Annotated in this window: 20 protein-coding genes; 7 read left to right on the forward strand and 13 right to left on the reverse strand. The window is 69.2% G+C overall.

Annotation, left to right across the window (positions count from 1 at the left end; genetic code table 11):
- Positions 1-91: 91 nt before the first annotated feature.
- From GR168_RS03450 to GR168_RS03470, 5 genes are all read right to left on the reverse strand, one after another.
- On the reverse strand, positions 92-1,762 hold the full coding sequence (locus GR168_RS03450; RefSeq protein ID WP_137811070.1) for a thiamine pyrophosphate-binding protein: 1,671 nt from the start codon (positions 1,760-1,762) through the stop codon (positions 92-94).
- Positions 1,762-2,553 (reverse strand): cyclase family protein, encoded by a 792-nt coding sequence (locus GR168_RS03455; RefSeq protein ID WP_238995010.1) that lies wholly within the window; start codon positions 2,551-2,553, stop codon positions 1,762-1,764. The genes GR168_RS03450 and GR168_RS03455 overlap by 1 nt, the downstream gene beginning before the upstream one ends.
- A complete protein-coding gene (locus GR168_RS03460; protein ID WP_078111705.1) occupies positions 2,553-3,287 on the reverse strand; it encodes a tellurium resistance protein in 735 nt (244 codons plus the stop codon). Before GR168_RS03460 ends, GR168_RS03455 begins: the two co-directional genes overlap by 1 nt.
- A gap of 104 nt (positions 3,288-3,391) precedes the next feature.
- Positions 3,392-5,521 carry an Ig-like domain repeat protein gene (locus GR168_RS03465; protein ID WP_159370032.1) on the reverse strand — a complete coding sequence of 710 codons (2,130 nt, stop codon included), beginning with the start codon at positions 5,519-5,521 and terminating at the stop codon, positions 3,392-3,394.
- 27 nt (positions 5,522-5,548) lie between these two features.
- On the reverse strand, positions 5,549-7,225 hold the full coding sequence (locus GR168_RS03470; protein WP_159370033.1) for an Hsp70 family protein: 1,677 nt from the start codon (positions 7,223-7,225) through the stop codon (positions 5,549-5,551).
- A gap of 76 nt (positions 7,226-7,301) precedes the next feature.
- Between GR168_RS03470 and grpE the strand changes: the two genes are divergently transcribed.
- Positions 7,302-7,811 carry a nucleotide exchange factor GrpE gene (gene grpE / locus GR168_RS03475; RefSeq protein WP_065630140.1) on the forward strand — a complete coding sequence of 170 codons (510 nt, stop codon included), beginning with the start codon at positions 7,302-7,304 and terminating at the stop codon, positions 7,809-7,811.
- On the opposite strand, the gene GR168_RS03480 is transcribed toward grpE, so the two are convergent.
- On the reverse strand, positions 7,772-9,826 hold the full coding sequence (locus tag GR168_RS03480) for a prolyl oligopeptidase family serine peptidase (RefSeq protein WP_159370034.1): 2,055 nt from the start codon (positions 9,824-9,826) through the stop codon (positions 7,772-7,774). The genes grpE and GR168_RS03480 overlap by 40 nt on opposite strands.
- A gap of 212 nt (positions 9,827-10,038) precedes the next feature.
- Here GR168_RS03480 and GR168_RS03485 point away from each other — a divergent pair, with 212 nt between their 5' ends.
- Positions 10,039-11,616 (forward strand): serine hydrolase, encoded by a 1,578-nt coding sequence (locus tag GR168_RS03485; protein ID WP_065630142.1) that lies wholly within the window; start codon positions 10,039-10,041, stop codon positions 11,614-11,616.
- Positions 11,617-11,619: 3 nt separating this feature from the next.
- On the opposite strand, the gene GR168_RS03490 is transcribed toward GR168_RS03485, so the two are convergent.
- From GR168_RS03490 to GR168_RS03500, 3 genes are read right to left on the reverse strand one after another with little or no spacing between them, the layout of a single operon-like run.
- The gene (locus GR168_RS03490; RefSeq protein WP_058251289.1) at positions 11,620-12,108 is read right to left on the reverse strand and encodes a DinB family protein; all 489 of its coding nucleotides are present in this window, start codon (positions 12,106-12,108) and stop codon (positions 11,620-11,622) included.
- A 10-nt stretch (positions 12,109-12,118) separates the two neighbouring features.
- Positions 12,119-13,378: an NADH:flavin oxidoreductase gene (locus tag GR168_RS03495; protein WP_159370035.1), complete on the reverse strand. Its 1,260-nt coding sequence runs from the start codon at positions 13,376-13,378 to the stop codon at positions 12,119-12,121.
- A gap of 22 nt (positions 13,379-13,400) precedes the next feature.
- Positions 13,401-14,003 (reverse strand): TetR/AcrR family transcriptional regulator, encoded by a 603-nt coding sequence (locus GR168_RS03500; protein ID WP_058251287.1) that lies wholly within the window; start codon positions 14,001-14,003, stop codon positions 13,401-13,403.
- Positions 14,004-14,121: 118 nt separating this feature from the next.
- On the opposite strand from GR168_RS03500, the gene lpdA reads away from it, so the two are divergent.
- Both lpdA and GR168_RS03510 read left to right on the forward strand, forming a co-directional pair.
- Positions 14,122-15,507 (forward strand): dihydrolipoyl dehydrogenase, encoded by a 1,386-nt coding sequence (gene lpdA, locus GR168_RS03505; protein ID WP_159370036.1) that lies wholly within the window; start codon positions 14,122-14,124, stop codon positions 15,505-15,507.
- A 4-nt stretch (positions 15,508-15,511) separates the two neighbouring features.
- Positions 15,512-16,396 (forward strand): 3-methyladenine DNA glycosylase, encoded by an 885-nt coding sequence (locus tag GR168_RS03510; RefSeq protein ID WP_159370037.1) that lies wholly within the window; start codon positions 15,512-15,514, stop codon positions 16,394-16,396.
- Positions 16,397-16,409: 13 nt separating this feature from the next.
- Here GR168_RS03510 and GR168_RS03515 read toward each other — a convergent pair whose 3' ends face one another.
- Positions 16,410-17,054, reverse strand: a complete 645-nt coding sequence (locus GR168_RS03515; protein ID WP_159370038.1) for a methyltransferase domain-containing protein — start codon at positions 17,052-17,054, stop codon at positions 16,410-16,412.
- 16 nt (positions 17,055-17,070) lie between these two features.
- Positions 17,071-17,607 (reverse strand): carboxymuconolactone decarboxylase family protein, encoded by a 537-nt coding sequence (locus GR168_RS03520; RefSeq protein WP_159370039.1) that lies wholly within the window; start codon positions 17,605-17,607, stop codon positions 17,071-17,073.
- A 25-nt stretch (positions 17,608-17,632) separates the two neighbouring features.
- Here GR168_RS03520 and GR168_RS03525 point away from each other — a divergent pair, with 25 nt between their 5' ends.
- Positions 17,633-18,097: a MaoC family dehydratase gene (locus tag GR168_RS03525; RefSeq protein ID WP_065630148.1), complete on the forward strand. Its 465-nt coding sequence runs from the start codon at positions 17,633-17,635 to the stop codon at positions 18,095-18,097.
- Positions 18,098-18,117: 20 nt separating this feature from the next.
- On the opposite strand, the gene GR168_RS03530 is transcribed toward GR168_RS03525, so the two are convergent.
- A complete protein-coding gene (locus GR168_RS03530) occupies positions 18,118-19,524 on the reverse strand; it encodes a lipase family protein (protein WP_159370040.1) in 1,407 nt (468 codons plus the stop codon).
- Positions 19,525-19,821: 297 nt separating this feature from the next.
- On the opposite strand from GR168_RS03530, the gene GR168_RS03535 reads away from it, so the two are divergent.
- Positions 19,822-21,234: a lipase family protein gene (locus tag GR168_RS03535; protein ID WP_159370041.1), complete on the forward strand. Its 1,413-nt coding sequence runs from the start codon at positions 19,822-19,824 to the stop codon at positions 21,232-21,234.
- A 68-nt stretch (positions 21,235-21,302) separates the two neighbouring features.
- On the opposite strand, the gene ramB is transcribed toward GR168_RS03535, so the two are convergent.
- Positions 21,303-22,745: an acetate metabolism transcriptional regulator RamB gene (gene ramB, locus GR168_RS03540; protein ID WP_058251281.1), complete on the reverse strand. Its 1,443-nt coding sequence runs from the start codon at positions 22,743-22,745 to the stop codon at positions 21,303-21,305.
- A gap of 60 nt (positions 22,746-22,805) precedes the next feature.
- Here ramB and GR168_RS03545 point away from each other — a divergent pair, with 60 nt between their 5' ends.
- The gene (locus GR168_RS03545) at positions 22,806-23,576 is read left to right on the forward strand and encodes a hypothetical protein (RefSeq protein WP_159370042.1); all 771 of its coding nucleotides are present in this window, start codon (positions 22,806-22,808) and stop codon (positions 23,574-23,576) included.
- The last annotated feature ends 276 nt before the right edge of the window (positions 23,577-23,852 follow it).

Genomic DNA, 23,852 nt, shown 5'->3' on the forward strand with positions numbered 1-23,852 from the left:
CCGGCCCCGCGCAGACCAGACCCTCCGGCGTCGACACCCCGACGCCACACGACCTTTGACAACTCCACAGTGTGAGGCGATCCCGGCGGGGTCAGTGCCCGGCAAAGGCCTCCGCGAGCCACCAGGCGCCGCCGTCGTCGGTGATCTTGGCGTCGATGACGAGGGGACCCGACGGTTGGGGTGAAGAGAGCGAGGCGACCCAGTCCCGTACCTCGTCGAGGTCGTCGAGGCCGGTGACCGTCACGCCCGTCGCGCCGTGTCCACGGGCGATCGCGGCGATGTCGACCTCGGGGAACGTCACCGTCGTCATGTCGGCGTCGCCGAAGTGGTGCACTTCGGCCCCGTAGGCGGAGTCGTTGTAGACGATCACGACCAGCGGCAGTGCCAGACGTACGGCGGTCTCCAATTCGGCTATGGCCATGAGGAATCCGCCGTCGCCGGTGCCGAGGACCGGGACCCTGTCCGGTCGCGCGAACGCCGCGCCGATGGCCGTCCCGAGGCCCAGCCCGATCGACTGGAAGGCCTGAGTGAAACAGAAGCCGAACTCGTCTGGCACGGACAGATGCGTCGACGGATAACCCATGAAGTTGCCGGAGTCGATGGAGACGACGCGGTCGGCGGGCAAGATCTCGTCGAGCGCGATCGTCAGTGCCCTCGGATCGACCCGGCCGGCGGTCACCTCGCCGGTGACGGGGACGTCCTGCCACCTCGATGACACCGAGATCCGTTCCCTGACTTCCTCGGTGCGATAACCGGTGGTGCCGCCATCGGCCGCGAGGATCGTGTGCACATCCGTCGCCGTCGCGCCGCAGTCGCCGACGACTCCGAGGTCGATCGGGCGATGCGCGCCGATGGCGTCGATGTCGACGTCGACCTGCACCACGGTCGTGTCCGTGCCGATGAGTCGGCCGTGCCGCATCGTCCACATGTTCAGGGCGCAACCCCATCCGACGATGAGGTCGGCGTCGGCGATCAGCTCGGCGGTGGTGGGGGAGGAGAAGCCGCCGGAGATGCCCAACGAGAACGGGTTTCCCGCGAACAGGCCGTTCGCGACCGCCGACGTCGCCACCAGCGCACCGGCGGCCTCGGCCAGGGCCGCGATTTCGGGACCGGCGGAGCGCGCCCCTCGGCCCGCGACGAACACGGGACGCCGGGCGGCACGGAGCAACTCGGCCAGGCGAGTGGCCGACCGGGCTTCGGGCCGCGGCCGTGGCGGTTCGGCGGAGAGCTCGACAGGTCCTTCGAAATCCGCTGCGGCGGCGGCGATGTCGACGGCGACATGGAGCACGACGGTCCGGCGCTGCGTCACCGCGGTGCGGAAGGCGCGGATCACATCCGCCACCACCGTGGTCGGCCCGTAGACACGGTCGTTCACGGCGCCGACGCTCGCGGCGAGGGCCTCCTGGTCGATCCGGAAGTTCGACCGTAACGCCGACGCGGGTGCATCGGCGGTGAGCACGATCATCGGCGCACGGCTCTTGGCGGACTCGGCGATGCCGGTCATCGCGTTGGTGAGCCCACAGCCCTGATGGACCGACAGCACGCCCACCCGTCCCGACATCCGGGCATAGGCGTCGGCCATGCTGGCCGCGCCGCCCTCATGGCGGGCGGCCGTGAACGGGACACCGCCGGCCCGAAGGGCGTTGGTCAGCACGAAGTTTCCGCTGCCGACCACACCGAAGGCATGGCCGACGCCGAGATCGGCGAGAACGCGGCCCGCCACGTCGGCGACCGTCGGACCGTAGCGGCCGGGTGCCGCCATCAACTCTCGACGATCGCCAGCACGCGCGACGGACTGCCCGTGCCGCCGACGATCGGCAACGGACTCACGACGATCACCGCGCCGGTCGGCGGGAGCGAGCCGAGGTTGCGCAGCGAGGTCAGCCCGTACTTGTCGTTGCCCAGGAAGTGGTAGTGCACCGGGAACGCGGGATCGAAACCGCCCGCGAGACCTGCGTCGACGCCGACGGTCTCGACGCCGAGGCCGGTGATCTCGCGCTCGGTGGCCAGCCACTGCGCGCACTCCACCGACACCCCGGGGGTGTGCGACCCGGTGTCGTCGGCGTTGAGGAACTCGGCTTCGGAGCCGCCCCGCGACTCCCAGCCGGTCCGCAACAGCAACCAGGTGCCGGCGGTGAGGCGACCGTGTTCGGTCTCCCAGGCCTCGACCTCGGCGACGCTCAGGAGATGATCCGGGTCGTCGGCGACCTCATCGGTCAGGTCGAGGACGGCCGCCGGGCCGATCAGCCGTTGCACCGGGATCTGCGAGACGTCGTCCCCGTCGCGTCCGCTGATCCAGTGGATCGGTGCGTCGAGATGGGTGCCGATGTGCTCGCCGGTGTGAATGTTGTTGTGCCGCCAGTACGGTCCCGGCTCGTTGTAGGCGCTCACCTCTTCGAGTCTGAAGTCGATCAGGTTCGCGAACGGGGCGGGCAGTCGCAGCGCGGGCGTCGCCGCACTGAGCGGGGTCGTCAGGTCGATGACTCGCAGGGAGCCATCGGCCAGACCGGCGACAAAGCTGGCCAACCGGTCGGACGTCGTGGAGTCGGCCACTACTTGCGCGCTCCGCGCCAGTTCATGCCCCAGCCGTACGCCTCGTCGACCTTGTCCTGTGCCCCGCGGATGTAGCGCACCTCGCGGTTGAGAACCAGCTCGCCACCACGGTTCTCGAACAAGGCGATCGCGCACGAGAGCGCCGACTGATCCGCTTCGTCGAGCCGGACCTCGATCTCCGGGCCGTTGGCCGGGAACAGGGTGACGACGCCGTTGGCGCCGGCCCAGTTCGGGGTGCCCTCGTAGATGTAGGCGAAGATCAGGATCCGCCGGATCCGGTCGGTCGCGGAGAGGTCGATGTACATGTTCTCGCCGCCGGAGCCCGACCGGTCGTCGCCGTCGAGATAGATGATCGGCTGTCCGTCACGGGGCGCCCGGAACGAGTTGCCCAGGGCCTGCACGATGCCCTTGCTCCCGTCGGTGAACTCCCACAGGCAGGCGAGGTCGAGGTCGATACCCTGCGCCTTACGGAAGAGACCGCCGCCCTTGGAGTTCGACGTCCAGCTCAGATTGACACGCACCTGACCGGAGGTCGCACCCTGCTTGCTCAGCGAGATGCTCGGCGCCGACTTCGTGAGGGTGATCTTCGACAGCGAGACCGGCGGCGCGGGCGGCTGCTGACCGTAGCCCGCGGGGGTGGGCGGTTGCTGGCCGTAACCCGCGGGAGCGGCCGGGGGCTGGGCGGGCGGCTGCGGCGGCTGGGCCTTCGGACGCTTCGTGTAGTCGATCCCCATCTCGGTTCCTCATCTCGTCGTGGTGACATCGTCGTCGGGTGCGGTGATCGGACGGCGAACACACACTCGCCGCAGGTGTTGGCGCCCAGCGTAGTGGACCAACGTCAACGGCCGGTGTCCGTTGCCGGGGCGTGAGCCCGCGCGGACGGACCGAAACTCGATGCGACGTCGAGCCGCCCCTGCGGATTCCGGCGGCAGCTGGCCACGGCGACATGGCAGGGACGTGGGACGTTCGCGGGGATCGGGTAGCCGTCGACGATCTGGTACCGGGTGTTGGTGATCTTCGACGCGACCGCCGCCGGGTCGGCGGGGTGTTCCGGAGCGGCATCCGCCCGAATGACCACCATCGCTTCGGTGACACCGGCCGGCCACTCGAAGCGCACGGTGTCGACGTCGACGCGGACCGCGGTGATCGGCGGCGGCTCGTCGGGATGGGGGGTCGCCGGCGGCTGCGGCGCTGTGGTCGCCGAGGCGGGGGCGGCCGGCGCGGGGGCGGCGTCGGAGCGGGCGGGGGCGGACTGGTTTCCGGCCAGCACGGCGGTGACCTCGTACACCGGCGGCACCGGGTCGGGCCGACTGCCGTCGGAGAGTTCGGTCCCCGCGGTGCGGCCGAGCGTCCGGGTCGACCCGTCGAACCCGATGCGCACGACGCGGTAGGTCACCGACTCCGTCGCGGACGGATCCCAGGAGACGGTGATCGCACCACTCTCGGCGACGAACCGGACGTTGCGCGGCGGCTCCACGGTCAGCACCGTCGCCGCCGAGTTGAGGCCTTCGTGATCGGTGATCCGACGTCGCATCTCGGCAGCGGCGGTGAGGCTTGCCGGGTTGCTCACGGATGCCGACCGCGCGATCTCGCCCGCCTGGGCGACGATGTCCCGCGACGCCTCGAGGCGGGCCTGGAGCGACCCGCCCGAGTCGGGAAGACGGTCGATGTCCCGGGCCCGCCGGAACACGTCCTCCAGCAGTTCGAGCGCCGCGACGTGGCGCATCTCGTCCGCGAGATCCCGGGCCCGGCGGGAGTCCGCCACCGCCTGCGCGATGACCCGTTCGACCTCGTCGGCGACCGCCGCGATCTGCCGGAGCGCCGCGGCATCGTCGCCGGCTCCGGCACGCGCATCGGCGATGGCCGCGCGCGCCCGGACGGGCAGGCCGTCGCGCAAGGCGGCGCGGGCGGCGCGGAGATCGTTCTCCCACAACCGCTTCGGCGGCGTGGGTGGCTCGGCCGACGGCGGGGGGCCGGCCGGTGGGCTCACGGCTGCTCCGAATTCGGCGGCGAGTCCGGCGATCACGGTGCGCGCGTCGCGTGTGCCGAGTCCGCGGGTGCGGGCCTCGTCGAGCAGGAACTCATGGTCCTGCGCACCCAGTTCGTCCTCGACCAGGACCGCGGCTCGGACCCGTGGTCGGAGATGGTCGGTCACGGCGTCGACGACCGATTGCCGATACTCCTGCGCCAGCACGGGATCGGAGAGCAGGACGTCGTGTACGTGGACCAGCAGCTCGTCGAGGACCGCGCGGAAGCGGCCGGCGGCGAGCTCACGGGCTCGTTCGTTGAGCGCGACGGCCCGCGACTCGATGACGCCGCGGTCGGCGGCGGCGTCGGTGTCGAGGTGTAGCAGGGTCAGGAGCGTCGGGGTGGGATCGCCGTCGCGGAGTCGGTCGAACTCGGCGAGCAGGTCGGCGATCTGACCGCGTTGCTGCGCCGACAAGGACACCCGCGGCGGCGCGGGTTCGGCCGACGCGGGCGGGGCGTCGTCGACGATGCGGTGACGCCGCAGTCGGGTGGCGATCTCGGCCGGATCGAGGCCGCCCATGGCGCCGATCTCGTCCAGCCCGGCGCGCTTGGATCTCGGGATTCCGCCGTAGCGCTCGTTGAGCCGCGCGATCGCGTTGTCGAGAAGTTCGAATCGCTGCTGATCGCGCAGTTCGCGTCGGGTGCTCACCGCACGGGCCTCGGCGATCCGACCGGTCTTGTGCCGCAACGGCGCCGACCGCTCGTCGTGTTCGGCAACCAACCGGGCCACCAGGATTCGGTACTTCGGGTGGTCGCGTTGCTTCTGCCAGAAGGCCCACACCTCGTCGAGTCGGGCGGCCACCGCGGCGTCGTCGAGCCGCTCGGCCTCCTCGATCGGGAGGTCATACAGTTCGAACGAATCCGATTCGCTCGGGCCTCCGCGTTTCTCGACCGCAGCGAGCACACGTTTGCGATAGTCGTTGCCGACGAACGGTTCCATCAGGTCTCTCCCCTCCGGCGGACGCCGTCAGTGGTCGCGGCGCCGGGAGCGGTGGACCTGGTCGAGTTCCCGCTCGACCTCCGATTTCGACAGCGAGGCACCGGTTTTGGCCGATAACGTGAGCGGGATCTGCGCATCGACGTGGAACGCGGTGACGTGCAGGACGCCGTCGAAGGCCATCTCGAAGGTCACCGACACCTCGCTGCCCTCGTCGTATCCGGGTGGGATGTCGGTGATCGCACCTTCGATGAGGACCTTGGCGTCCTCCGGTCTCGGGGAAGCCGACTGCCCCTGCTGTTCCAGCACGACCAGCTCGATGCGGGACTGGTCGCGTCGCATGGTCCCGAACGACCGTCGCACCCGGATCGGGAGCGTCGAATTCCGCTGGACCAGCCAGCTGGCCTCGAGTTCGCCGTTGTGGCCGTTGACCGCCAGGACCCCGAAACCGCGGGAGACCACCGTGTCCACGACGACCTCGAGCATGCGGCGGACACTGCTGACGGGCAGCGCGAACGCGTGGGCGACCCGGGTGCAGGACTCGTCGAGGTCGGCCGGTGCGACGCCGTCGAGACCGCGGTCCTCGCGCAGGCGTCCGCGGGTGGTGAGGTCGGCGCGGACGAGTCGTTCGATCTCCAGCTTCTCGCCGTAGATCGCTGCCCCGCGGGCGACGGCGAGGTCGGGGTCGTTCAGTTCCGGTGTCGTGCCCAGTGCGGCGGCGAGTTCCCGCGCGACCATCGGCATCCGCGACGAACCGCCGACCAGCAGGACACGGTCGACGGCTGACACGCCTCGGCGTTCGGCGGCGGCCAGGCATGACCGGGTGAGTTCGACGGTCCGGGCCAGCAGCGGACGGGTGAGTTCCTCGAGTTCGGCCCGGGTGAGCGTGATGACCGACCGGGCGCCGTCGTGGGCGACGATGACCGAGGTCGAATCCGACTCGGTCAGTTCGTGTTTGGCGCGCTCAGCGGCGAGGATGAGCGACTGCGAGCCGGCCGAGTCGTCGAGCGGGTCCTCGGCGTCGGGGTGTTCGGCGCAGAACGTGCGCGAGAGGTGCAGCGCCAACCGCTCATCCCAGTCGGCACCGCCGAGCTGGTGATCGCCGTCGACGGCGAGCACGGTGATCCGGCGGTCGGCGAGTTCGATGACCGTCGCATCGAAGGTCCCGCCGCCGAGGTCGTAGACCAGGACCGTCTCGTCGGGTGTGCCCTTGGCCAGCGGGTCGGTCAGGCGGCTGAAGCCGTAGGACAGAGCGGCGGCGATCGGCTCGGACAGGACCCCCGCGACCTCGAGGCCGGCATAGGTGCCGGCCTGGATCGTCGCGCGCCGCTCCTCGTCGCCGAAGTAGGCGGGCACCGTGATCACGGCCCGCTCGACCTGCTCGCCGGCGAACGCGGCGTCGGAGATCAGCGACTTGAGGATGAGTGCCGAGATCGCCGGCGCCGACCACGTCTGGCCGTGCGCGACGAAACGCCACTGGGCATCGCCCATCCGCCGCTTCACCAGGCTGCAGACGTTCTCCGGGTCGAGCCTGGCCTGCCGGCGGGCCCCTTCGCCGACGACGTGATCCGTCGGCGACGTCAGCAACACCGTCGACGGGGTGGTCGGTGCGCCGGTCAGTCCGACGATCACCTCCGGGCGGCCGTCGGCGTCGATCTTCGCCATCGCCGAGTTGGTGGTTCCGAGGTCGATCCCGATTACGCCCACGATCGGGGATGCTAGCAGCGCAGACGGTCTCGCCGGTCCCGGACGATCGGCCTGTGGAGTTGATTACGCTGGCGGAATGACGTCTCCGGAGGGCTCTGCGCCTGGGCGAACCGACGGGCTCGCGGAGCTGGGCGAGCAGGTGTCCGACCTCGCCCTCATGGTTGCGCGGCAGACCAGGACGATCGAGCGGCTCGTCGACGCCGCCAGATCCCCGGCCGCCGCGGCCGGCGTGGACACCGCCCTGCTGGTCGACCTCTTCGCGCTCCACACCGACGCGGCGACGTGCGCGGTCTCGGCGTCGGAGGCCGACCGGCCGGCGTTCGAGCTGCTGCGCGCCGGACTGGAACGCCTCATCGTCGGCCGCGGGGGAGCGGTCGTCGCACCGCCGGCCGGGACCGACTTCGATGCCCGCACCATGGAGGCGGTCGACGTCCATCCGACCGACGACACCTCCGCGGACCGCACCGTCGCCGAGTTGCTCCGTCCCGGGCTGGTCGTCGGCGAGCGCTCGGTCCGGCCGGCGGCAGTGGTGGTCTTCCGGAGCGGTCAGTCCTCGGGAGACAGTGTCCGCCAGAGGAACTCGTAGGCCAGGGCCGATTTGAACGCGGCCTGCTTGTTGTCCGCCGCGCCGCCGTGGCCGCCCTCGATGTTCTCGTAGTACTGCACGTCGTGACCGGTTTCCTCCAGGCGGGCAACGAGTTTGCGCGCGTGACCGGGGTGGACGCGATCGTCGCGGGTCGACGTCGTGACCAGGATGGGCGGGTAGGTCGCGTCCGCGTCGACGTTCTGATAGGGCGAGAACGGTTTCATGAACTCCCACTGTTCGGGGTCGTCGGGGTCGCCGTACTCGGCCATCCACGACGCCCCGGCCAGCAGGAGGTGGTAGCGCTTCATGTCGATGAGCGGGACCTGGCAGACCAGGGCGCCGAACAGCTCGGGATAGCGCGTCAGCATCACGCCCATGAGCAACCCGCCGTTGGACCCGCCCTGGGCGCCCAGCTGTGACGCAGTGGTGAGTCCGGTGTCGACGAGGGCACGCGCGACGGCGGCGAAATCCTCGTACACCTTGTGCCGCCCCGCTTTCTGCGCCTGGGTGTGCCACGACGGGCCGTATTCGCCGCCGCCCCGGATGTTGGCGATGACGTAGATCCCGCCGCGCTCGATCCAGCTCTGCCCGGCGATCGCGAGATAGCTCGGGGTGAGGGCATTCTCGAATCCGCCGTAGCCGTAGAGCAGCGTCGGTCCCTGGGACACGTCGCGCCGACGCACCACGAAGTACGGCACCTGCGTGCCGTCGTCGGACGTCGCGAAGTGCTGCTCGGCGGTCACGGCGTCGGAGTCGAAGAACGCGGGGCTGTGTTTGATGACCTCCGGAGCCCGGCCGCTCTGGCCGTGAAGCAGACTCGGCGGATCGGTGAACGACGTCGCCGACCAGAACACCTCGTCGCTCTCGTCGGGATCGGTGTCGAGGACCGAGACCGTGGCGAGGTCGGGCAGACCCGGCATGTCCACGGCCTGCCAGGTGCCGAGTTCGAGTACCTCGACCCGCGTGTGCACGTCGTGCAGCTTCACGATGATGAGATGCGAACGCGTGTAGGCGTAGTCGACGAGGCTCGTGTGCGCATCGGGCGCGAAGAGCACGGCCGCGTCGCGGTCGCCCGCCCGGTAGGCCTCGTAGTCGAAGGCCAGCAGTGTGCCCGGTGCGTGCGCGGTGCCGTCGATCTCCCACTCCGATCGCGTGAGCACCAGCAGCCAGTTCATCCGGACCCCGGCGTGCGCGTCGGTGGGCACGTCGAGCAACTCGGGGCGGCCGTCGCGCAGTTCGTAGTCGAGTGAGTTGAAGAAGTCGGTGGCGCGACCGACGAAGTGGCGTTCGAATCCCGGTGTGCTGTCGTAGCTCGCCCGCACTGACACGTCCCCGGTCTCGCCCGCGAAGACCGTCACGGCCTCCGACAGCGGGGTGCCGCGCGTCCAGCGCTTGACGATGCGGGGGTAACCGGAATCGGTCAGCGAGCTCAGCCCGTCCGGTTGCACGCCGAAATCCGTTCCGACATATACGGTGTCACGATCGATCCACCCGACGTCGGATTTGTTCTCCGCCAGCTTGAAGCCGTCGGCGACCCAGGTGCGCGACGGGATGTCGAACTCACGGACCACGGAGGCGTCGGCGCCGCCGCGCGAGAGGGAGATCAGCGCGCGCTCGTACTCGGGGCGCAGTACGGAGGCGCCGGCCCACACCCAGTTCTCGTCCTCGGCGCGTGCGAGTTCGTCGACGTCGATGAGGACATCCCAGTCGGGGGTGTCGGTCACGTAGGAGTCGTACGTCGTGCGACGCCAGAGGCCACGCGGGTTGGTCGCGTCGCGCCAGAAGTTGTACAGGTACTCCCCGCGGCGACGCGCGTAGGGGATGCGGTCGTCGGTGTCCAGGGCGGCAAGCGTTGCGGCCTCCAACTCGCGGAAGCGTTCCGACGACGTCAACGCCGCCACCGTGGGCTCGTTGTGCGCGCGCACCCAGGACAGCGCGTCGTCGCCGGTGACGTCCTCCAGCCACAGGTACGGGTCGGTGTCGGACGTGGGGGCGTCGTAGCCGTGCTCGGTCATGGCGTCCAAACTACGCGGGCGGCCGTCGCGACCGTGCTCCGCGCAGGAGCGCTCACGGTGTCGGCGCCGGCAAAACGCCCACTACAGGTTGTCCGCGCGGGGTATCGTGACGCAGCGACGTCGAGGAGACCCCCATGGCCACTGCCCATTCCGTTCCCGCCCGCTGTCCCGGCCATGAACCCCCGCGGACGTCGAGATGGGCCCGCCTCTCGATGGCCACCTGTTCCGTCGTCGCCGTTGTTGCGCTCGTCGCGGCTTGCGACAGCGGGTCGTCGGGCACCGGGGCGCCGCCGTCTGCATCGGAGTCTCTGGAGAACCCGAATGCCGTCGCCGCCGAACCGCTGCCGGCCGATGCGGTCGACAAGGCGGTCGGGCAACTCGACGACCTGGTCAACTCGATGATGGAGTCGACCAAGATCCCGGGTGTGGCCGTGGCGGTCGTGTCCGGTGGGGAGACCAAGTACGCCAAGGGGTTCGGCGTCAAGGACATCACGACCGGTGAGGCCGTCGACCCGAACACCGTCTTCCAGCTGGCGTCGGTGTCGAAGTCGGTGGGATCGACGGTGGTCGCGGCCGCCGTCACCGACAAGACGGTGACGTGGGAGATGCCGATCGTGGAATCGCTGCCTTGGTTCGCGCTCGCCGAACCGTACGTCACGCGCACCGTGACCGTCGGCGACATGTATTCGCACCGATCCGGTCTGCCGGACCACGCGGGCGACAAACTGGAGGACATGGGGTACTCGCAGCAGGAGATCATGCAGCGCATGCGCTTCATGCCGCTCGACCCGTTCCGGATCAGCTACGCCTACACCAACTTCGGGGTGACGACCGGTGGCGAGGCGGTGGCGGTGAAGGCCGGGACGGACTGGGCGACGCTGTCGCAGGACCTCATCTACGGTCCGCTGGGCATGACCAGCACCAGCTCCCGCTACGTCGACTTCGAGCGCCGGGCCGACCGCGCGGTGGGGCACATCAAGGAAGACGACAAGTGGGTCAAGACCCCGATCCCGCGCGATCCCGATGCGCAGTCACCCGCCGGCGGTGTGAGCTCGAACGTCAACGACATGGCGACGTGGCTGAAGATGGTGCTGGCGCAGGGCAAGCACAACGGCCAGGAGGTCGTGGCCCCCGACGCGCTGCTCCCGGCCCTCTCACCGCAGATCGTGTCGAGCCCGCCCCAGACGCCCGACAACCGCGCCGGATCGTACGGCTACGGCTTCAACGTCGGGGTGACCGAGGACGCGCGGACGCAGTTCAACCATGCCGGCGCGTTCGCGTCGGGCGCCGGCACGGTGTTCTCGATCCTGCCGTCGGCCGACACCGCAATCGTCGTCCTGTCCAACGCCGCGCCCCTCGGTGCGGTGGACTCGATCGCCGCCGAGTTCATGGATCTCGTGCAGTTCGGCGAGATCCGCAACGACTGGCGCGACCTCTACGCCAAGGCGTATGCGCCCCTGAGCGTGCCGAGCGGCGAACTCGTCGGCAAGGAACCGCCGTCGAATCCCGCACCGTCGCAACCACTGCCGTCGTATGTGGGTACCTACGCCAACGCGGTGTACGGACCGGCGGAGATCGTCGAACGCGACGGGAAGCTCGTCCTGGAGATGGGGCCGGGCGGAGTCCGCAAACACGAACTCGCTCACTGGGACGGCAACACGTTCACGTTCGATCTGCTCAACGAGAACGCCGAACCGGGCTCGATCTCGCAGGTCACGTTCGACGGCCCGCGTATGACGATCGAGTACTACGACGACGAGGAGAGCAACGGCGAGTTCATCCGGCGCTGACGGTCAGCGGCCCGTCCGGCCGTCGACGCCCTCGCGGATGATGTCGAGATGGCCGGCGTGACGGGCGGTCTCCTCGATCATGTGGGTCAACGCCCACCGCATCGACGGGGAGGAGCGACGTCCGCTCGCCCTGGGCGCCGCCTCGGCGAGATCGGTGTAGGCGTCGATGACCTCGCCGGCCTCGGACACCGCGCGGCGGTACGCCGCCTGCACCGACGCCACGGTCTCGTCGTCGGGGCAGGTGAACGTCGCCTGCCAGTCGTCCGCGTCCTCGCCCAGGAAGAAGAACCGTTCGACGAACGTCAGGTGGCGGACCACCCCCAACAGGCTGGTGCCCGACGGCACCGCGGCCGCACGCGCGTCGACCTCGGAGACGCCGTCGAGTTTGGCCACCGCGGAGGCGCGCAGATAGTCGAGGAAACCGACCAGCACCTCCTTCTCCGAACCGCCGGTCGCCGGTGGCGGGGTGTCCTTGCGACGGCGGGGAGGCATGGCCCCCACCCTAATGCTGTGCGGCCACCGGGTCGGGGACCTCGCCGGTCCGGACCGGGCATCGGGTGTGGGAGTAGATCGTCGGCATGCAGAGATTGCAGTGGACGCATTTCGACGTCGTCGACGGGTCGGCGGCGAGGCGTAGCGGTAGGTCGGGTTCACGCAGGAGCGCGCGCCCCATCGCCATGAAATCGAAGCCCTCGGCGAGCGCGAGATCCATCGAGGCGCGATCGGTGACGCCGCCCAGGAGGATGAGCGGCAGATCGACGGCCTTACGGAGTTCGCGCGCGAGAGGCAGCAGATAGGCGTCGTGATAGCGGTAGTGCTTCAGGAAGACCGGTGCGAAGGCCTTCAGTCCGTACTTCATGGCACCGGAGAACGCATCGGCGAACTCCTTACGGGGTGCCTCGCCGTGAAAGAGGTACATCGGGTTGAGCAGTGAACTCCCCGCGGTGGGTTCGATGGCGTCGAGGTGGCCGTCGGATTCCAGTAGCTGTGCCACCTCGCATGCCTCGTCGACGTTGAAGCCACTCAGCCTCGCCCGGCCCCGGGCCCGCGCCGCGGGCGAGCGCTCGAGGTCGACCCGGCCGACGCCGTCGAAGAGGTTGAGCTTCACCCAGATCGCAGCCTCGTCCCCGACCTCGTCGCGCACGCTCTCGACCACCTCACGGGCGAGGCGGGCGCGGTTGACGAGGCTCCCGCCGTAGGCGTCACGACGCCGGTTCAGCAGCGGGGACAGGAAGCTGGAGATGAGATAGTTGTGGCCGCAGTGGATCTCGAGTCCGTCGAAGCCGGAGTCCACCGCAAGCCGTGCGGCCCGGCGGAACGTGGTCCGCAGGTCGGCGATGTCGTCGACGCTGATCGCACGGGTCACCGACATTCCCATCGGCGCGGGTATCCGTGACGGTCCCAGGGAGGCGGCCCGGTTCGACGCCGAGTTCGCGACCGCGCCCGCGTGCCCCAGTTGGGCCGCCGCAAGTGCGCCCTCGGCGTGGACTGCGTCGGTGAGTCTGCGCAATCCGGGAACCGCCTCGGGGCGCATCCAGATCTGGTGGCGGTCGGTGCGGCCCTCAGGTGAGATCGCGCAGTAGGCGACCGTGCTCATGGCCACCCCGCCGGCGGCGACCTCGCGATGGAACTCGATGAGTTCGTCGGTCACCAGGGCGTCGGGCGTCATCCCCTCGAAGGTGGCGCATTTGATCAGGCGGTTCCGCAGGTGCAGCGGTCCCAGCCGGGCGGGGCTGAACGGTCCGGTGGTGGGGCTGTCCACAACGGGTCCTCTCACTCGTGTCTCACGTGGCGGGTGCGGTCAGTCCGGCGGTGACGAAGCCGGCCAGGGCCGTCACGGCGGCGGGGCTCGAGGTCTCGGTGCCCCCGAACCGCAGGAGGATCAACTGGAAGGCGAGTGCCCAGCGTCGGCGCGCCTCGCTCGCCGTCAGGCCGGGGACGGCCTCGGCGAGCATGTCGGCGAACGGATCGAGATCGAACCAGCGCGACGTCCAGCTCGCGGTGGGATGGGCGAACACAAACCGTGCGAGCAGCTGTAGGTGCAGATGTCCGGTTGGGTCGGACTGCAGGTCGACGAAGGGGGCCACCACAACGTCGACGACATGCGCGATCGGCGTACCGGCCGGGTCGAGGGAGGCCAGCGGGTCGGCCCACAGCGGACCCAGGCGAGACTCCAGCAGCGCGATGGTGAGGTCGTCCTTGGTGCCGAAGTGATAGTGCACCGCCGCCGGGTTCGCCTCGGCGGCCGCGCAGATCGCCCGGACGGACACCTTGTCGTATCCCTCGGCGAGGAAGAGACGTTCGGCGACGGCCAGCAGGGCGTCGCGGGTGGGCAGCGACGTCGAATCGCGGCGCTCACCGCGTCCGGCGCGCGTGGTCTGAGTCACACGTCGAGGAAAGCACAGTTCAGTCGATGTTTCAATCAATGATTGAATGCGCAGGTTGCTACCGGCGAGTAGTGGGACACTCTGCGGCGACGGTCGGGCGCGACGTAGGCTGGCAGTCGTGGCTGAACACTTTCAAACAGTTGTATTGGGTGCAGGTCCAGGTGGGTACGTAGCCGCGATCCGGTCGGCTCAACTGGGCATGAAAACCGCCGTCATCGAGGAGAAGTACTGGGGCGGTGTGTGTCTGAACGTCGGATGTATCCCGTCCAAGGCCCTGTTGCGCAATGCGGAGCTCGCACACATCTTCAACCATCAGGCCAAGACCTTCGGCATGAGTGGTGAGGTGTCCTTCGACTTCGGCGCGGCATTCGACCGCAGCCGCAAGGTCTCGGACGGCATCGTCAAGGGCGTCCACTACCTGATGAAGAAGAACAAGATCACCGAGATCGACGGTTACGGCGTGTTCACCGACGCCAAGACCATCAAGGTGGGCGACCGGGAGATCACGTTCGACAACGTCATCATCGACACCGGGTCGACCGTCAAGCTGCTCCCCGGCGTCGAACTGTCGGAGAACGTGGTCACCTACGAAGAGCAGATCCTGACCCGTGAGCTGCCCGAGTCCATCGTCATCGTCGGTGCGGGCGCCATCGGCATGGAGTTCGGTTACGTCATGGCCAACTACGGCGTCGACGTCACGATCGTCGAGTTCCTCGATCGCGTGCTCCCCAACGAGGACGCCGACTCCTCGAAGGCCCTCGCCAAGGAGTACAAGAAGCTCGGCATCAAGTTGCTGACCTCCACCCGGGTCCAGAAGGTCACCGACAACGGCGACAGCGTCACCGTCGCCTACACCGACGCCAAGGACAAAGAGGGTGAGCTCACCGTCGACAAGGTTCTCATGTCCGTCGGATTCGCCCCGCGTGTCGAGGGCTTCGGCCTCGACAAGACCGGTGTCGAACTCACCGATCGCGGCGCCATCGCCATCGACGACTACATGCGCACCAACGTCGACGGCATCTACGCCATCGGCGACGTCACCGCCAAACTGCAGCTCGCGCACGTCGCCGAGGCCCAGGGCGTGGTGGCCGCCGAGACCATCGCCGGCGTCGAGACCATGACCCTCGGTGATTACCGGTTCATGCCGCGTGCCACCTTCTGTCAGCCGCAGGTCGCATCGTTCGGCCTCACCGAGGCGCAGGCCAAGGACGAGGGCTACAACGTCAAAGCGACCACGTTCCCGTTCTCGGCCAACGGCAAGGCCCAGGGGCTCGGCGAGACCGCGGGCTTCGCCAAGCTCGTCACCAATGCCGACACCGACGAGCTGCTCGGCGGACACCTGGTGGGCGACAACGTCTCCGAGATGCTCCCGGAGATGACGCTGGCCCACAAGTGGGATCTCACGGCCAAGGAGCTGGCGCGGAACGTGCACACGCACCCGACCATGTCGGAAGCACTGCAGGAGACGTTCCACGGCGCTCTCGGGCACATGATCAACCTGTAGACGTGTGAGTGCAGACGAGCGGGTCCGGGAGTGGACGCTCCCGTGGCCGCTCGACCTGCGGGCAACGGTCGGCCTGCACCGGCGCGGTGCGGGCGACCCGGCGTTCGTCTACGCCAGGGACGGTTCGGTCTGGCGGGCGGTGCACACCCCCGACGGGCCGGGCACCCTGACGATCGCCGTGCGGTCCGGCGTCGTCGTCGGTCGCGCATGGGGTCCCGGCGCGGACTGGTTGCTCGACCAGATGCCGGATTTCCTCGGTGCGCGAGACGATCCCGACGCCCTCGTCCCCCGCGATCCCGTTGTGCGGGAACTGGTGCGCCGCGCCGAGGGTTTGCGGCTCTCACGCACCGACCGGGTCTGGGAGGCGCTCGTCCCCGCGATCCTGGAACAGAAGGTCGTCGGCGCGGAGGCGTTCCGTGCCTGGCGATATCTGGTGCGCCGCTTCGGCTCTCCCGCGCCCGGACCGGTCCCGGAGACCATGCGGGTGCCGCCCGCCCGGCAGGACTGGGTGCGCATCCCGAGCTGGGAGTGGCACCGCAGCGGCATCGAACCGGTCCGCATGCGGACCATTCGCGGCGCCACCACCATCGACGTCGAGCGACATGCGCGGAAGCTCACCGTGCTCCGCGGTGTCGGCCAGTGGACCGAGGCCGAGACGCTGTCGCGGTCACTCGGCGACCCCGACGTGGTCAACGTCGGCGACTACCACATCCCGAAACTGGTGGGACTCACGTTGATCGGCGAGGCCGTCGACGACGCGGGCATGCTCGAACTACTCGAACCCTATGCGGGGCAACGTCAACGAATCATCAGGCTGGTCGCGCGACGGGGCGTCCGGCCCGAACGACGCGGCCCGCGGATGACGGTCCGCGACTACCGGGACTTCTGACGCCTCGGGCCGCCTACGACGCCGTCTTGCGTGCCAGCACGAACTGCCCCTGACCGGTGATCGTCTGCTCGACGTCGTCCAGGCCCGCGCGTCGGAGGCGTTCGACGATCTCGTGGTCGTCGAAGATGCGGTACCCGCTCGCCCCGGCGAGCGGCCGGACGCCGGGGAACGAGGTGAGCGGCGTCGTCACCGAGGTGAAGACCACGATCTCGCCGCCCGGTGCGGTCACCCGCACCAGCTCGTCGACGACCGGAAGCGGGTCGGGGATCAGATAGAGGGCCGCCAGGCAGGTCACCACGTCGAAAGTGTTGTCGGCGAACGGCAATGCGTGGGCATCACCCCGCAGGAACGCGGCCCGCCCCACCGCGTTGGTCTGCGCGGCCCGCGCCAGCATGGGCGCGGAGAAGTCGATCCCGATGCAGCGACCGTCGCCGGTGAGTCCGTCGGCGATCTCGCGTATGTAATTGCCGGGGCCGCAGGCGACATCGAGGACCAACCGGTCACCGGGGCGGGCGAGGTAGGCGCGTAGTGCACGGTCGAAGTCGGCGGTGGAACGGCCGCCGAGGCTGAAGAGCCGGGTGAAGGTCGGCCGCCAGAGATGCTCGTAGATCTCGGCGAAGTACTCGTTGCGCATCAGGCGCTGCGCGATCGACTCCATGTCAGGGCTGTCGCAGTCAGGAGCGGGCGTCGCGCTGGACGCGCAGCGTGTGGATGGTGGTCGCGAGGCTGTCGTATTGACCGACGAGCAGGGTGAACCCGATGAGTTTCCGGTCGTCGAGGTGCCGGGACAACGCCTGCCAGGCGATGTCGGAGACGTCCTTGGTCTCGACGAGTTCGTCGACCGCGCGCAGGATCGCCCGTTCACGATCACCCCACCCGGCGTCGGGACCCTCGAGGATACGGTCGAACTCGTCGGCGGTGATCCCGGCCCGACGGCCGAGGCGTCGGTGATGGTCGAGTTCGTAGTCGCAATGCCGCAGGTGGGCCACCCGGATGATCACCATCTCGGAGTCCTTGCGCGGCAACACACCGAACGGCATCAGCCGGCTGCTGAAGTGGAGCCAACCGCGGAACAACCCCTTCGCGCGACCCAGGGTCGAGAAGATGTGCGCGTCGTCGACACCCATGACGCGTGCGGCCCCCCGCGCGAAGACGAAATTGACCGGCCCGAGCTCCCGGAAACCACCCGGTGCGACGCGAGGTGTGCCCATGGGCCCACGGTAGACTACGCGGACTATGACGCACACCACACGGACGTTCACCAGTGTCGACGAACTGAAGGCCGCGATCGGCGAAGACCTCGGCTCGGGCGAGTGGCTCGAGATCACCCAGGAACGGGTCGACGCCTTCGCCGATGCGACCGGCGATCACCAGTGGATTCACGTCGACCCCGAGCGTGCGAAGTCCGGTCCGTTCGGGACGACCATCGCGCACGGATACCTGACGGTGTCGCTGCTGCCGATGATCGCGGGGAAGATCTTCACCGTCGAGGGCCCCAAGCTGGTCCTGAACTACGGCATGAACAAGCTGCGCTTCCCGAACCCGGTGAAGGTCGGCGCCCGCATCCGCTCGAACGCGGTGATCACCTCGGTCGAGGAGACCCCCAAGGGCGTGAACATGGTCGTCACCAACACCGTCGAGATCGAGGGCGAGGCGAAGCCCGCGTGCGTCGCCGAGAACCTTCGCGTCCTCGTCTTCTGACCGGGGCGGCTCCTCGACGCTCAGGGGCGGCACTCGTCGACGGCCGGTTCGCCGCGTAGCCGGCGGTCGAGCCAGTCGAGGGCGACGGGGAAGCCGAGCAGCGCCGCGCTGACGTGTTCACCGAAGACCTCGCGGTAGGCCATGACCGCACCGAGGGCGCATTGTTCGCGGTAGAGGGCGCGGGCGCCGGCCGCGGGGATCCACCACTCGTGGGTCCCGTGGTAGATCAGCAGCGGGATCACCGAGGCGCGGTCGGCCATCGCGGTCAGCCGATAGATCCGCTCGGCGGTCGGCGACCGGAACGGGTCGGGATCACTCGAGAGCAGCTGCATCGGCAGGAAGGTGCCACCGGCCACCGCCTCGGGGATCACGCACACGTTCTTCAACGGCGACGACGCGAGCCAACGCGCGGGCCGGTTCGTGAGGGCCAGGATCTCTGGACGCTCGCGCGCGATGCCGACGGTGGCCGCGTGGAACAGGCCGGTCGCGAGGTTCGCGTTCATGCTCCCGACCAGCATGCGGAAGTCGGCCGGGACACCGCCGAGACCCGCGCCGACGACACGGTCGGTGAGCTCGCTTGCGTACTCGCCCAGTAGTTTCGCCGCACCGTGGGTGGCGATGGCGCCGCCCGAGTACCCGGTCATGGCGATCCGGCTGCGGCGCAACAATTCCGGGCGCACATGGAGGGCCGCGCGGACGGCGTCGAGGATCACGTGCCCGGCGAGTACCGGCTCCGCGTAGGCCATCCGGGGTCCCTGGTGGTCGGGCACGAGCACCGCATAGCCCTCGTGCAGCGCCAGCTGGGTCGTCGGCGGGATCAGGTCGGTGACGCCCGTCGCGATGGAAAACCCGTGCGCGAGTGTGTATCCGGGTGTGCAGGCGGCACCGAGTGAGTCGATCGGCAGGTTGTTCACGAGCATCGGCGTCGGTGCCCTGGCCGTTCGACGCGGGACCAGCAGGGTCGCGGTGCCGTAGATCGGCGCCCCGACGGCATCGGTGCTGCGGAACTTGATCAGCGTTGCCGATCGGAGCGGTACCGTCACCACCGGCCCGGCGGCGGCGGTGACGTCGCGGGTGGCGATCACGTCTCCCGGCGGGCGTGAATCCAGGCCGGTCGGCCAGCGGTCGAACATCGGGTCACCTGTCGGGGACGGCAGGATAGATTCGCGCAATTCGAGTGCGCGGTGGTCGAATCCGTCGGCCCGCGCACGAGGCGGGATCGTGCGAAGCCGAGGAATGGGCGGCGGTGGCACCGCGCGGTCGATGGCGCCTGCGACGGGCGGCGGCAGCGGCATCATGTTCGGCGGGTCCGCGGCCGATGGCCCGGCGGACAGCGAGCCGACGGCGGCCACCAGCAGCACGGCGACCACCAGCACGGTGGCCGTCCACACCGCCCGGCATCGAAGCGCGTGCCGGGTTCTCGTCATGGCGGTGCCTCCGCGTCGAAGAGCGCTTCGTCGGTGACCTTAGGACAGTAGACCCGGCGCGGACCTCCGTTGCGCATCGATGGTCGCCGCACCGAGACGCAACCGTGATGTGCGGCGCGATAGGCGGTTTCGCGTGTCACCCGACCGGACTACATGGGTGCCGCCATGGATGGTCGCTCCCGCGCAGGCCGTCGTCACCGACTAGCATTGGCGGAGGTCATCGCGGTTCGAGTCGTCAGAGGTGCTGCCGGGGGGCGGGCGACTCGACGATGGCCGAGGTGAGACGGGAGGTTGGCGATGCCGACCAGGGGTGTTCTTCGACGATCGGTCCGACGCGCAGCGGTCGCGGTGACGGCGACGTGTGCCGCCGTGGCGCTCCTCTCGGGCCCGACCGAGACGAGTGGTCCCGCCGACGCCGAGCCGCCCAATCTCACCGCGGTCCCGCCACAGTTGCCGGCGGACGTCGACGGCCTGATCCCGGCGCCGCCGGTCGCGAAGCTGTCGCGCATCCCGGAACGGTCCCGGATTCCCGGCGCCTCCCGTGAACTGCAAGAACTGCGCGAGGCGATCATGCCGTCGCCCAGTGGCGACCGGTTCTTCGACCACTGGCCGGCCGGTCTGGCCGCGCGGACACCCGGTGAGGTCCTGACCACGCGGTCGGTGACCCGGGTGGCGCAGCCCCTGGTCTTCGTCCCGCTGCGATCGGCGCGGCAGGTCAAGTTCCGGACGACCGACGCCAACGGCGCCCCGATGTTCGGCACGGCCACCCTGCTGGTGCCGGCCAAGGCCTGGACCGGGCGGGGAGACCGCCCCGTCCTGGTCAACAACTCGCCGATCGTCGCGCTGGGCACCAAGTGCACGACGGGCTTCACCTACGCGCACGGTTTCACCAACAACACGAACGAGACCGATCTCATCCCGCCGTTCACCCAGCTCGCGTTGGACCGGGGTTATGCGGTGCTCGTGCCCGACCACACCGGGCCCCGGATGGCCTACGCCGAGCCGTATGTCGCGGGCCACGTGATCCTCGACTCGTTGCGCGCGGCCGGCGCTCTCGACCCGGCGAACTTCGCCCGCGGACCGGTCGCCATGGTCGGCTACTCCGGCGGGGCGATCGCCACCCACGGCGCGGCCAAGCTGGCCGCGAAGTATGCGCCCGACATCGCCGGGCGGTTCGTGGGGGCGGCCATCGGCGGGGTGCCCGCCGACTACCGGACACTCGCCGGCGCCATGAACGCGAACCTCGCGTCCGGGGTCTTCCACGCCGCGATGCTCGGCGTCGCCCGCGAACGGCCCGAGGTCCTCCGGATGTCGAACCATCTGGCGAGATGGCTTGCGACGTCGGAGATCCGCAACATCTGCACCGATGACATGGGCAACCTCGGGATCGCTCACCTGCCGACGCAGCTCCTGTCGACCGACCCCGATCCGTTCCACTCCGCGATCGCCGAGGAGCTCTTCGAGGTCACGTCCATGTCGGATCTGAAGGCATCGATGCCGTTGCTGATCTACCACGGGCGCTACGAGTGGTGGGTTCCCGCAACCCAGGCGCGGGCCCTCGCCGCCCAGCAGTGCGATCTCGGTGCGACAGTGACGTATCGGGAGTACGAGGCCGAACACGTGACGGCGGCTGCGGTCGGGTTCCCGGACACCGCGACCTGGCTCGACGAACGTCTGCGCGGAGTGCCCGCTCGGGACGAGTGTCGATGAGTTGTGCTGCGGCCCTTCGTGGCTCGTCGCTATCGCTCCTCGCACCTCAGGGAGCAGAGGGGGGTGGATCAGGGCGCGGCGGGGCGCGTTTCGGTGAGGCTCATGTACGGCGAGACGCTGCTGGTGTGTTCGTCGATGCGAAGTGACGCTCCGACCGCGGGGAACGCGCGCTGGGCGCAGTTGGTCCGCTCGCACACCCGGCAACCGGCGCCGATCGGTGTGACATGCGCCTGCGGTCCGATCTCCAGACCGTCGGAGTAGATCACCCGCGCGGCGTGGCGCAGTTCGCATCCCATGCCGATCGCGAAGGTCTTGCCGGGCTGTCCGTAGCGGGTGGCGCGGCGTTCGACGGTGCGCGCAACCCAGAAGTAGTTCCGGCCGTCGGGCATCTCGGCGATCTGGGTGATGATCTTGCCGGGGTAGGCGAATGTCTCGTAGACGTTCCACAGCGGACAGGTGCCGCCACTGGACGAGAAGTGGAAACCGGTGGCGGACTGACGTTTCGACATGTTCCCGGCTCGGTCCACGCGCACGAACGACCAGGGGATGCCCCGCAGGTTGGGCCGCTGCAGCGTCGAGAGGCGGTGGCAGATCGTCTCGTAGGAGACGGCGTAGAAGGCCGAGAGGCGTTCGATGTCGTACCGGAAATCCTCTGCGGCGCCGTGGAATTGGCTGTAGGGAAGGACGACTGCGGCGGCGAAGTAGTTCGCCAGACCGAGGAGTCCCAGCGCCCGGGCGTCCTCGCCGCTGAAGTTCGCCTCGTCGACCAGTTTGTCCAGGAGGTCCTGGTACTCGAGATAGCAGAGCTCGCTGGCGAGTTTGAACGTCCGCTGACCTGCCGAGAGCGACGCGGAGAACTCCAGACGCCGGGCCTCGCGGTCGAACCGGTGCAGGGTGTAGTCCCCGAGGTCGACGCGGCGCACGATGCTGATGCCGTGGACGCTCTCGATGCGGTTCATGATCTCGCGCCGGATGTCGGCGGAGTGCATCCGCATCCGGGTCGTCATCTCCTCGGCAACGACATCGAGCTCGTGAATGTAGTTGCGGCGCTGGTAGAAATAGTCCCGCACCTCCTCGTGCGGCGCGCTGATGGTGCCGCGCATGCTGCGGTCGCCCCGCTCGTCGGTCGCCGCCGCGAGCTGATCGGTGGCGACCCGGTAGCGGCGGTGCAGGTTCACCATCGCCTGGGCCATCTCGGGATGCGACGCGACCATCGCGCTGAGCCCTTGGGCGTCGAGCGCGCCGGGGGAGGCCTCGAGGTCGTCGTCGAGCAGCGCCTCACGCAGCTCGGCGACCAGCCGGACATCGTCCTGGCTGTCGAAGAACCCGGCGTCGACGCCGAAGGCCTCGGTGATCTTGGACAGCACCGACGCGGTCAGCGGACGGGCATCGTGTTCGATCTGGTTCAGGTACGACGCCGAGATCGACAGGGTCTGCGCGAGGGCAACCTGCGACAGGCCGCGCTCGGAACGCAACTGGCGCAACCGCGAGCCCACGTAGGTCCTGCTCATCGTCCACCTCCCGGACAGGTGCTGCCGCGTCGCGCGTCGTCCCCAGGGTACGGTGACCGCGTGCTACCCCTCCTCGGCCGACGCCGCCCGCCGGCAGCGCTGGCCGCGTCGATCGTGGCAGTGGCGCTCGGCCTCGCGGGGTGCGCGGGCGACCCGGGGGAAACGACGGCTCCCCGCGGTCCCGCCGATCTCGTGCTGTCCGAAGCCCAGCTGCCGCCGGGGTACACATCCGCCCCGCTGTCGGCGGTGGATCTCGTCGCCGGGAACCGGGCCGCCATCGACGCCTCCCGATCGGTGCGCGTCACGCCCGAGTACTGCCGGCCCACCTCCGACGCCGCGCTCAACGACCAGCTGACCGCCGACAACTCGGCGGTGCTGGCCGCCCGTGACGGCGCGACGGGCACCCTCGTCGAACTGGTCACCACCGCATCGCGCGACATCGACGCCGACCGGCTCACCACGACCGGCCGCTGCTCTCGGACCACGACGGAGATCACCACCGGCAACCTGGCGGGCAGTCGGGTGCTCACGGTGTACACCGAACTGCCCCAGCCGGAGATCGACGGCGGGTTGCTGCCAGGGGAGCAGATGCTGCTCACGCGATCCGACGTCACGACGACCCTGCCCGACGGCGGTGTCCGGCGGCAGATCGGGTTCGCCGGGTACGCCGTGCTCGACCGGCCGGCATCAGGGCCGTTGACGATGCAGCTGACGGTGTCGGGTGCGACCACCCGTGCGAGCGATCCGCCGTCCATCCCGGTGGAGCCGATCGAACCGTCGGTGTTCGCGGATCTCTTCGAGACCGCCGTCGAGCGCGTCACCACACCCTGACGGCCGCCGTCCGCTGTCCGCGGACCGTGCCGCACTGGTGTGATGGACATCACTTTCGGGTATCCGGCCGTCGAGGTCGGGGTCCGAGGGCCTCCGGGCTGATGGATCGGCGCGACTACTCGTGAGTAGAAAATCCCAGTACGGACGTACTTTTTGGCGGAAGTAGACCCTGCGTTCACAGAACTATATTCGCAAACTTTGCAAACAGTTGGCGAAAAATAGCCCATATTTACATGCTTCGAGGGTTGGACCTGCGGGTTTGTGTTGTGGCACCCT

This window comes from Gordonia sp. JH63 (assembly GCF_009856645.1).
GTDB classification, from domain to species: Bacteria; Actinomycetota; Actinomycetes; order Mycobacteriales; family Mycobacteriaceae; genus Gordonia; species Gordonia hongkongensis.

Bases quoted from the DNA above. Each gene is read 5' to 3' on its own strand.
- GR168_RS03450 (WP_137811070.1), bottom strand. From the start codon at position 1,762: ATGGCGGCACCCGGCCGCTACGGTCCGACGGTCGCCGACGTGGCGGGC.
- GR168_RS03460 (WP_078111705.1), bottom strand. From the start codon at position 3,287: ATGGGGATCGACTACACGAAGCGTCCGAAGGCCCAGCCGCCGCAGCCG.
- GR168_RS03465 (WP_159370032.1), bottom strand. From the start codon at position 5,521: ATGGAACCGTTCGTCGGCAACGACTATCGCAAACGTGTGCTCGCTGCG.
- grpE (WP_065630140.1), top strand. From the start codon at position 7,302: ATGACGTCTCCGGAGGGCTCTGCGCCTGGGCGAACCGACGGGCTCGCG.
- GR168_RS03480 (WP_159370034.1), bottom strand. From the start codon at position 9,826: ATGACCGAGCACGGCTACGACGCCCCCACGTCCGACACCGACCCGTAC.
- GR168_RS03485 (WP_065630142.1), top strand. From the start codon at position 10,039: ATGGCCACCTGTTCCGTCGTCGCCGTTGTTGCGCTCGTCGCGGCTTGC.
- GR168_RS03490 (WP_058251289.1), bottom strand. From the start codon at position 12,108: ATGCCTCCCCGCCGTCGCAAGGACACCCCGCCACCGGCGACCGGCGGT.
- GR168_RS03515 (WP_159370038.1), bottom strand. From the start codon at position 17,054: ATGGAGTCGATCGCGCAGCGCCTGATGCGCAACGAGTACTTCGCCGAG.
- GR168_RS03520 (WP_159370039.1), bottom strand. From the start codon at position 17,607: ATGGGCACACCTCGCGTCGCACCGGGTGGTTTCCGGGAGCTCGGGCCG.
- GR168_RS03525 (WP_065630148.1), top strand. From the start codon at position 17,633: ATGACGCACACCACACGGACGTTCACCAGTGTCGACGAACTGAAGGCC.
- GR168_RS03530 (WP_159370040.1), bottom strand. From the start codon at position 19,524: ATGACGAGAACCCGGCACGCGCTTCGATGCCGGGCGGTGTGGACGGCC.
- GR168_RS03535 (WP_159370041.1), top strand. From the start codon at position 19,822: ATGCCGACCAGGGGTGTTCTTCGACGATCGGTCCGACGCGCAGCGGTC.
- ramB (WP_058251281.1), bottom strand. From the start codon at position 22,745: ATGAGCAGGACCTACGTGGGCTCGCGGTTGCGCCAGTTGCGTTCCGAG.